Below are 6,324 nucleotides of genomic sequence, written 5' to 3'. Positions count from 1 at the left end.
GTGTATAGATATATAACAGTAAAATAGGCGTAAAAGAAAGAGGAGTAAGATCTTTTAAAGAAAAGAGAATGAAAAAATATAAAGACAAAAAAAAGTTCCATATTAAATATTGTTGTCAGGATGCAATGTATATAATAATTTTATAACTTCGCCGCTGTAATTCACAAAAAAAGGTGCACTATGTCTAAAACTTCTAAGAAAATAGGATTTCTGCAACGCTGGATGTTCATTATCGACAAAATCTACGCTCATCCCTACATCAGTATGCAAGAACTGGAATATGCAGTAAAAAACGAGATGCTCTATTATGATGGAATCGAAGACATTGGTATAAGCGTACGCACCATCGAACGCGACCTTGCCGAGATACGCAACTCTCCTTATATGGATATCAGTATTGAGTTTTGTAGGAAACAGCGAGGATACTACATTCCCAAAAACGAAAAATCTCTTTCTAAACTCAATCGTTTATTCGAACTGAGTTCGTTGTTTTCTTTCAGCGATCTGAAAGATATTGTATATCTCGAAAACCGGAAATCCAAAGGGCTCGAACATCGTTTCAGGCTTATTACTGCCATACAAAATTCGGTAGAGATTATCATTGAATATAGTAAATACCAAACTCAAGCCGACAATAAACTAAGATATCTACAACCATACGGCTTACGCGAATTTAAAAACCGGTGGTACCTGCTTGCTATAGAAGTAAACGAAAAAAACGAAAACGAAAAATCAATCAAAACATGGGGATTAGACCGAATTAAGGTGCTAACCATCACCAACCGTAAATTCAAAAAGGATAAAACCATTCGACTCAAAGACCAGTTCGAACACTGTTTTGGCATTTATGCTGATAAAAAGATGAAAGCCGAAACCATAATCCTCTCTTTTACACCACTGCGAGGCAAATACATCGATTCGTGCCCGCTACATGAAAGCCAACAGGTATTGATTAATAATGAAGAGGAATTTCGAATCGCATTAACCGTGAAGCTAACACCCGACCTGATTACCGAACTCTTTACCTATAGTGGCGAAATGAAAGTTATTAAGCCACAATCCTTGAACGAGAAATTAATTGAGATGCATCGTAATGCGATCAGGAATTTAACAAATAAACCAGATTCCGACCCTGACCGTATTTTCTAAGCCATCCCTCTTTGATAAACAAATTAATATCGGCAATTGCCTTACTACGCAAAGTTGATGTTAACCGGCAATAATCGGCACGAGTAGCGAACGGATGCGTTTCCAAAAACTTTTTGAGTAATTGTGCCCGTGCTTCATACGAAAGCTTTGACGACTGTGCAGGTTTCTGCTGACCGAAAACTTTTTCTTTTTCAACCAAAGTTAAGCGAGTACGTACTTTTTTGCCTGCACGAAAATTTACTTTATTAAACTCTATAGATTCCGCTCGTATCTCTTGGCGGTTCTTTACCGGACGACTGGTAAGCGATACCGAGAAGTAGCCCAGTTCATCCACTTGTACATTATACCCTCTTTCTAAAAAATAGATCACAGAATCGGTGAGTGAGGCAAGCACTCCTTTAATTTCAGATGCTTTGAAACCGCTTGTATCGGCCATTCGTTCTAAAATCCGATCTGTATAAATGGTTCCACGCGATACTGTACGTGCTCTTAATGCGCCTTCGCCTGCTTCTTCACCAATTTCATTTGTTTCGAAAAAATCATATAATATACTCATAAGTCATTGTATTAAGAGAACTATTCTTTTTCTATGCGGAATCTATTTATTTTCTGCGCAAAATCTATTTCATTTCCTTGCGAAATTTATTCGTCCACCCGCGGAGTACGTTTCGTCCACCCGCGGGATACTTTGCGTCCACCCGTGGAGTACGTTGCGTCCACCCGCGGGTGGACGAATAAATTCTGCAAGCAAAGATAATAGTTTGCAGATGAAACAGAAATAAATTTCAGTATAAAAACAACAAAGATACGGTACTCACTGTAAAGGCACTGGCATACGGAAAGACGAAACTAATTAGTTCACATATAGGTTCAGAAATGATTAAATTTGAACCGCAAAGTTACGCAGATTAACACAGAGTTTTTAATACAATGCTGCATAGAACTAAAACTTAATCCTCTGCGTTAATCTGCGTAACTCTGCGGTTCAATATCTATTTTATTTTCTATAGCAAAGAGAGCAAGATTTCTTTAAAATAGGAATATGGGTAAATTTAAAATAAAGACTTCATATTATAAATTGGGTCGTTTTTCAAACATTTAGTACTTTTGGAAATCAGACGATAAAGCGAAGCATAGAACAATTTTAATAATTTGATTCGCTATAAGGCAGGATGTAACTGAAAAACCGTGAAAGCATAAGACAAATGAAATATACAATACTGATAATATTACTCCCAATAACTTTTACTATCACAAACATTTTCATCATTATAAGTCTTGACAAAAAACTTATTTATGAGAATGTAGAAATAAAGTACAGAGAGATTAATCCAATATCAAAAAAAACAGGAATAAAAAAACACATATCAAGCGGAGGTACTTGTATCTCATTTGAGACAATAAACAATTTGAAATTTGAGAGAAGATATCTCGGATTTGTGCAGCAACTTATTTGCAGTAATTATTACAGTAAGATTATACAAAAAGAAAAAGCAATAATAGGTTTGTGGGTTAATCCCGGTAATAAGTCTAAGAGGAAAGTTCCATTTATTGGATTAGGAGAAATTTCAACTAAAGGTTTTTGGTATTACGCAGATATATATTCTTATGTAAAAAAGACATACTCAATATTTTTTCTAATGATATATATGATTATGTATTTCTTATTATTTAGATTATGTCTAAAATTAAAAACAATTGGTTCTCAAAAACACTTATGGATAATAGCAATGGCATTTCCTATTTTGTATATGCTAATTTAAGAGTAAGAGGCATGCCATTATTTGAACCGGCATACTTTTTATCGTATACCGGTTCTTAAAAAATAAGATACAGGATGAGTTGTTTTATTTATAATTTTTTATGCACTTGGATCAATGAATTCGTCGCCTTCTCCACTGTTTCCATTACCACTGTTTCCGCTACCGCTATTTCCATTTCCGGCGTTGGATGAAGACACTGAATCATCAATGGTTCTGAAAGAAAGATTGCTAAGCATGTATTTGAATCTCTTTCCGGGTGTGAAGATTATTTTCCTTCTCCGAATATTGTCAACCTTCAAATCGTCGGCACTTTTTTGTGCTTTTACGTTGATGGCAGGACGAAAACTCCCAAAATCTCCCAACCGGATAATCATGCCGTGATTCATGAATACAGTCATACGATCCAGCAATCCCTCTACGCTGGCTTTGGTCTGGGCGCGTCCTACGCCACAGGCATTAGATACTTCGTCCAAAAGTTCTTCGAACGATAACTCTTGTTGTTTCGTTGTTTTTATACGAAACATTGTTGGTTTATCCTTGTCAAGGTTTAAGATAAACTCCTTTTTTTCTGTAAAAATGGATGCCATACTTTTTAATTTTAATTTAGGTTAGCAAGAGAACTATTTCCCGAGCTGTGTTTGTGTACCGAATCCTGTACCTTACTCTTCCAATCATTTAACGATAATACAAAGGTAGGGAGCGATACTGTCACAGCTCGTCGGAGTAAATAGTTAATGTATGTTATTTACCTTCGTTTGTGAGAAGGAAATATTTTCCTAACTTTGCTAAATCACTCCTAATCCTCCGCCAAAACAACATGAAAGAACTCGAAGATAAATTAATAGCAAGAGACATTAAACCAACCGCAGTGCGGCTATTGATATTTAAAGCAATGGTTAATTATCCACAAGCTTTTAGTCTTTCCGATCTCGAAATTGAACTGGGCACTGTAGATAAATCAACGCTTTTCCGAACAATTACTTTATTTCACGATCACTTATTAATTCACAGTATAGATGATGGCTCCGGCTCTATGAAGTATTCTGTTTGCAGTGATCATTGCATGTGTTCTATCGGCGAACTGCATGTACACTTTAATTGTAGTCGCTGCCACAAAACATTCTGTCTGGAGAGTATTTCCATTCCAACAGTACAATTGCCGGATAATTTTCTGTTGGAAAGCGTGAACTTTGTGATGAAAGGTCTTTGCGATCAGTGTTCCGGAGGCACTAAATAGCTATTCTACTTTGCAACCTGGTTGCAAAAGCATTTATGTACCTTTGTCATAAACAAAACAATTTTGTAAGTGTTTATAATTAATTAAACCGCAAACACTTACTTTAAAAATTATATTTATGGCAACTATACATCAACCCAATCGCCCTGTTGAACAATCATGCACCAGTGCTTGCTCTTGTTCTTCCGGACATGCTCATACAAACAACGATCAATCAACATGGAGGAGGTATCTACCTGCTACAATAAGTTTCATTCTTCTTGCAGCCGGATTATTAATAGATCATATATTAAAGATTGATTTCTTTCGTGGAAATGTACGATTACTATGGTATATCGCTGCCTACATTCCGGTAGGATTTCCTGTAATGAAAGAAGCATTCTCGGCGTTAATGCAAAAAGATTTCTTCAATGAATTCAGTTTGATGAGCATAGCAACTTTAGGTGCTTTCTTTATCGGAGAATTTCCGGAGGGTGTTTCCGTTATGCTATTCTACTCAGTAGGTGAATTGTTTCAGGAATCGGCAGTAAACAAAGCACGTGGAAACATCAAAGCATTATTAGATGTACGTCCCGAAACAGCCACCGTATTCAGAAACAACAGTTATCAAACTGTGCCGCCCGAAGCAGTTTCCATTGGCGAAATTATACAAGTAAAACCGGGAGAGAAAATTCCTTTAGATGGAACGCTGCTTTCTGAAAGCAGTAGTTTCAACACTTCTGCCCTTACAGGCGAAAGTGTACCCAAAACAATTAGAAAAGATGAAACTGTACTTGCCGGAATGCTAAACCTCGACAAGGTTATCGAAATAAAAGTAACGAAAATATATAGCGATAGTTCATTGGCAAAGATTCTGGAAATGGTACAGGATGCAACTTCACGCAAAGCCAAAACTGAATTATTAATACGTAAATTTGCACGTATTTACACCCCCATCGTTTTCTTTCTTGCTTTAGCTATTGCCTTACTGCCGGCTTTGTTTGTTGGCAACTATATATTTACCGATTGGCTCTACAGGGCACTGGTTTTTCTTGTCATCTCCTGTCCTTGCGCATTGGTGGTATCTGTTCCATTGAGTTATTTTAGTGGTATTGGAGCGGCTTCGCGCAATGGAATCTTATTTAAAGGAGCTAATTATCTTGAAATGATCACCAAACTAAATGTGGTTGTTTTCGATAAAACAGGCACTATAACCAAAGGAGTTTTTAAAGTACAGAAGGTTGAGCAAGTGGCTCCGGCACATCCGCAAATGGTAGCATTTGTGGTTGCATTAGAGTCTTTATCAAACCATCCAATAGCCAAAGCTATTATTGAAAACTTTCCGGACATCAAAGCTACTGATCATCAAACCGAGAATGTAGAAGAAATAGCCGGATATGGCATCAAAGGTCATGTAGACGGACACGAAGTTATTATTGGCAACACCAAAATGATGCAACTATATGGCTTTGATTACGACAGAGAAATTGATTCAATAAAGGAAACAGTAGTTGCCATAGCTATTGATAATGCATATTCCGGATACATTATTATTGCAGATGAAGTTAAGCCGGATGCTAAACAGGCTATTGAGCAGCTACATAATTTAGGGGTACAAAAAACGGTTATGTTAAGTGGCGACAAATCATCCATCGTGCACGAAGTTGCTGCCCAGTTAAATATAGATGAGTATTATGGTGATTTATTACCCGAAGACAAAGTGCAACATGTAGAACAACTGAAAGCTAACTCAGCCCATGTTATTGCCTTTGTTGGCGATGGAATTAACGATGCCCCCGTATTGGCACTAAGTGATATTGGTATAGCTATGGGAGGTATGGGGGCTGATGCTGCCATAGAAACAGCAGATGTGGTTATTCAAACCGATCAACCTTCGAAAATAGCTACTGCTATAAAAATAGGAAAGAAAACCCGGGCTATTGTTATTCAGAATATTGTGTTGGCATTAAGTATCAAAGTATTTGTGTTGATATTGGGAGCTTTGGGCATTGCTACCATGTGGGAGGCCGTTTTTGCAGATGTCGGTGTAACGCTTTTAGCAATATTGAATGCAATCAGAATATTATCCTTAAAATAGGGAAAGAGTGTATCAAAATGATATTATTTATGATTTGAACACGGAGACACGGAGACACAGAGTCTCTCATTTTTAGTGAGTTAAATTCTCTGTGCCTT

Annotated in this window: 6 protein-coding genes; 4 read left to right on the top strand and 2 right to left on the bottom strand. The window is 36.9% G+C overall.

All coding sequences use genetic code 11. The features are described 5' to 3' along the window. Positions 1 to 180: 180 nt before the first annotated feature. Positions 181 to 1,149: a YafY family protein gene (locus D0T60_RS16535; RefSeq protein WP_163219240.1), complete on the top strand. Its 969-nt coding sequence runs from the start codon at positions 181 to 183 to the stop codon at positions 1,147 to 1,149. On the opposite strand, the gene D0T60_RS16530 is transcribed toward D0T60_RS16535, so the two are convergent. After that, positions 1,100 to 1,705 (bottom strand): HU family DNA-binding protein, encoded by a 606-nt coding sequence (locus tag D0T60_RS16530; protein ID WP_163219239.1) that lies wholly within the window; start codon positions 1,703 to 1,705, stop codon positions 1,100 to 1,102. The genes D0T60_RS16535 and D0T60_RS16530 overlap by 50 nt on opposite strands. 649 nt (positions 1,706 to 2,354) lie before the next feature. On the opposite strand from D0T60_RS16530, the gene D0T60_RS16525 reads away from it, so the two are divergent. Then, entirely contained in the window at positions 2,355 to 2,912 is a 558-nt protein-coding gene (locus D0T60_RS16525) for a hypothetical protein (protein WP_163219238.1), read from the top strand. A 98-nt stretch (positions 2,913 to 3,010) separates the two neighbouring features. On the opposite strand, the gene D0T60_RS16520 is transcribed toward D0T60_RS16525, so the two are convergent. Next, the gene (locus tag D0T60_RS16520; RefSeq protein WP_163219237.1) at positions 3,011 to 3,499 is read right to left on the bottom strand and encodes a hypothetical protein; all 489 of its coding nucleotides are present in this window, start codon (positions 3,497 to 3,499) and stop codon (positions 3,011 to 3,013) included. A gap of 230 nt (positions 3,500 to 3,729) precedes the next feature. On the opposite strand from D0T60_RS16520, the gene D0T60_RS16515 reads away from it, so the two are divergent. Together D0T60_RS16515 and D0T60_RS16510 are read left to right on the top strand one after the other, a co-directional pair. Next, positions 3,730 to 4,149 carry a Fur family transcriptional regulator gene (locus tag D0T60_RS16515; RefSeq protein ID WP_163219236.1) on the top strand — a complete coding sequence of 140 codons (420 nt, stop codon included), beginning with the start codon at positions 3,730 to 3,732 and terminating at the stop codon, positions 4,147 to 4,149. Positions 4,150 to 4,267: 118 nt separating this feature from the next. Then, the gene (locus D0T60_RS16510; RefSeq protein ID WP_163219235.1) at positions 4,268 to 6,226 is read left to right on the top strand and encodes a heavy metal translocating P-type ATPase; all 1,959 of its coding nucleotides are present in this window, start codon (positions 4,268 to 4,270) and stop codon (positions 6,224 to 6,226) included. Positions 6,227 to 6,324 lie beyond the last annotated feature (98 nt).

Source organism: Bacteroides sp. 224 (assembly GCF_010500995.1).
Lineage (GTDB): Bacteria > Bacteroidota > Bacteroidia > Bacteroidales > Bacteroidaceae > Bacteroides.
The sequence above is the reverse complement of the archived record's forward strand: the minus strand, read 5'-3'. Positions and strand labels throughout refer to the sequence as shown.